The organism is Bradyrhizobium sp. PRIMUS42, assembly GCF_023006515.1.
Classification (GTDB): domain Bacteria; phylum Pseudomonadota; class Alphaproteobacteria; order Rhizobiales; family Xanthobacteraceae; genus Bradyrhizobium.
The window spans coordinates 1-2,790 of the sequence record NZ_JALBGZ010000775.1 but is presented as its reverse complement, the minus strand read 5'-3'; the positions used below and the strand labels follow the sequence as shown (position 1 = coordinate 2,790).

The following is a 2,790-nucleotide window of genomic DNA, read 5'->3' as shown; positions in this document are numbered from 1 at the left end:
AAGGCCTGCGCCCGCGGCGTCAGCTCCATCCGCGCGCCGGTGCGCACCAGCAGCGGATCGCCGAGAATGTCGCGCAGGCGCTGCAACGCATGGCTCGCCGCCGGCTGGGACAGGCCCATCCGAAGCGCGGCGCGACTGACACTGGCCTCGCGCAGCAATGCGTCGAGGGCGGTCAGCAGGTTGAGGTCAAGCGAATTCAAATTCATGGAGTGAATACATATCATATTTAGTATCGATTTGAAGAATGTCGATCGGCCGGCGATGATCTCCGCGTTCTCACCAAAGGAGATGCCGCCATGAGCGCGAGCGCCAACAAGAAACTGATGCAGGATATTTTCGCCGCCGCTGCCAATCCCGATCCGGCCGCGCGCGATCGCGCCCTGTTCACTACAAGCCTTGCCGAGGATGCCAAATGGGTCGTGACCGGCCAATATTCCTGGTCGCGCACCTTTGCGGGCAAGGAGGCGATCCTCAACGATCTGCACGGTTATGTGCGCACCCGCCTGCGCGACCGCACGCGCACGGTCGCGCACCGCTTCATCGCCGACGGCGATGTGGTCGTCGTGGAGGCCAAGGGCGACAACGTCACGCCTGAGGGCGTGCGCTACGACAACGACTATTGCCTGGTGTTTCGTCTCGAGCACGGCAAGATCAAGGAAATCCGCGAGTACTGCGACTCGGTCCTGACCGAGAGGGCGCTGGGCGCGTATCCGCAAGCACCCGTGAGGGCTGCGAGCTGACCGGATTGGACGACGTCGCGTCCTCCGGCCGGCCCTGTCCGTCACGCCTCACGATGTTTGTGCAGGTGTGGCGGACGCTGGTGGACGTCGTGCGGGCCCGGCGGCAGCGGTCCCGGGTCCGATGCCAGCTCGCTGCGATGACCGAGCGGGAGCTTCAGGACTGCGGGATGACCCCCGCCGAGATTGCCTACGAACTGACAAAGCCGGTCCGGCGGAAATAGACCGATCAAGAGGAAGCGCCGCCGCCCGCGCCGCTTCCGGCGGAGCTTGCCCCGGTGCCGGTCGTCCAGAAACCGTGCACGCTCGAAGTGATCAGAACGCACTCGGCAAATTGCAGCAGGCCAGCGCCCTCTAGAGGTTCGCGTACGACGCTATGCACGCCGCTGCGGATTCTTGCATGACTTCGCATAGCTGCCGATAAAATCAGCACTTCTCATGTGCGGTGAGGTGCGCACGCGCGAGGAATTTGAAGGTTCAATTAACGAGTGTTCTCCATTGTGTCGCGGTGCAGCGTGGGTCGCAAGGATGCGACGCGCGGCTGCCAGGGTGGCCGGTGACGATCGCCGGAAGCGTTCGGCTGCTCGAAGTGGATGCATCGGGGTGGACAGTGGGAATGCCGAAGTTTCGTTTGCGGATCAGGGGACGCCTGTACGCAGGCTTCATGGCCCTGGTGGCGGTTGGTCTGGTGATGGCGGTGGTTGCCGTCTGGAATTTGTGGGCGGTCCAGGATCAGGTCTCAAGACAATCCGCGCTCTCGGACAGCACGGCGCGCGTGCTGGAGATCTCGACCCACCTCCAGGCCATCCAGCGCGCTAATCTGCGCTACGTCTACGATGCCAACGAACCCGCGATGAAAGAGGCGCAAGAGCGCGAAACCGCGGCGACCGAGCTGTTGCGGGTCGGCGCGAAGGGCACGCTCTCGGAGGAGCGGCGAGCGCTCTACAACGGCCTCATTGACGACGTCGCCAAGATGCGGCGCCTGCGTGACAACCTCGCAGACGCCGTCAACGAGGCGAGGACGGGCAAGGCGACGTTGCTGCCGAGCGGCGAGGATCTGGCCGTCAAGATGGGCAAGCTGGTCGACGCGGCGCGCGCAGCCGTCGACGAAGACACCGCGGCCCTCGTCGCCGACCTCGAATCCAGGACCCTCCTTGTTCGGGTCGCAAACTGGCGTTTCCTGGCCCTGCGCGACACCCAGGGGCCGGCCAACTTCCGGGCGAGTGTGGACAGGGCGGCGCAGCGGCTCGCGGCGATCGAAAAAAGCCCGCAGGCAGCGGAATTGCGATCCACGCTCGCGCCGGTGAAGATCTCGCTCGGCATCTACAAATCGGCGTTCGAGGCGACCTCCGCCGCGATGCTTCAGGCCGACGAGATCTATCACAAGAACCTCGCGCCCCTCATCGTCGAGAGCATCGGCAGGCTCAAGGCCGCTGAAACCACCCTGAAGAAGGACTATCAGGACTCGCGCACCCATGCCGAAGCGGTGATCGCCGGCACGACGACCGTTCAGGAGATTGCAGGCGGTCTCGCCATCCTGTTCGGCGGCATCGTCGCCTTCCTGATCGCCCGCAGCATCGTCGGCCCTCTGACCTCGATGACGCGCGCGATGGGGCTGATTGCCGGCGGCAATCTCGATGTCGAGATCCCCGGTCGCGGCAAGAAAGACGAGATCGGCGACATGGCCAAGGCGATCCAGGTGTTCAAGGAGAACATGATCGACACGGAGCGCATGCGCGCCGAGCAGGCCGAGCTCGAGGCAGGGCAGGCCGAAAGCCGCAAGAAGGACATGGCCAGGCTCGCCGACCAGTTCGAGCAGGCCGTCGGCGAGATCGTCAACACCGTGTCGACGGCCTCGAGCGAGCTCGAAGCCTCCGCCGGCACCCTGACCACGACCGCCTCGCGGGCGCAGGACCTGTCGACCGAAGTGGCCTCCGCGTCCCAGGAAGCGACCGCGAACGTCCAGGCGGTCGCCACCGCGACCGAGGAGCTGTCGTCCTCGGTCGGGGAGATCGCCCGCCAGGTGCAGGAGTCCGCACGCATTGCGGGCGAG

The 2,790-nt window shown here is 65.2% G+C and carries 4 protein-coding genes; 3 read left to right on the top strand and 1 reads right to left on the bottom strand.

Going from position 1 to position 2,790, the window contains the following annotated elements; translation table 11 throughout:
* Positions 1-206 (bottom strand): LysR family transcriptional regulator (locus MOV75_RS33425; protein WP_247007460.1); only part of this gene is annotated, 206 nt, incomplete at its 3' end.
* A 90-nt stretch (positions 207-296) separates the two neighbouring features.
* Here MOV75_RS33425 and MOV75_RS33420 point away from each other — a divergent pair.
* The 3 genes from MOV75_RS33420 to MOV75_RS33410 all read left to right on the top strand — a co-directional run.
* Positions 297-740, top strand: coding sequence for a nuclear transport factor 2 family protein (locus MOV75_RS33420; RefSeq protein ID WP_246930761.1), 444 nt, complete (start codon positions 297-299; stop codon positions 738-740).
* 53 nt (positions 741-793) lie between these two features.
* Positions 794-961, top strand: a complete 168-nt coding sequence (locus tag MOV75_RS33415) for a DUF1127 domain-containing protein (RefSeq protein WP_246930772.1) — start codon at positions 794-796, stop codon at positions 959-961.
* 392 nt (positions 962-1,353) lie between these two features.
* Positions 1,354-2,790: HAMP domain-containing protein (locus tag MOV75_RS33410; RefSeq protein WP_247007459.1), on the top strand; the 1,437-nt coding region annotated here is incomplete at its 3' end.

Bases quoted from the DNA above. Each gene is read 5' to 3' on its own strand.
- MOV75_RS33420 (WP_246930761.1), top strand. From the start codon at position 297: ATGAGCGCGAGCGCCAACAAGAAACTGATGCAGGATATTTTCGCCGCC.
- MOV75_RS33415 (WP_246930772.1), top strand. From the start codon at position 794: ATGTTTGTGCAGGTGTGGCGGACGCTGGTGGACGTCGTGCGGGCCCGG.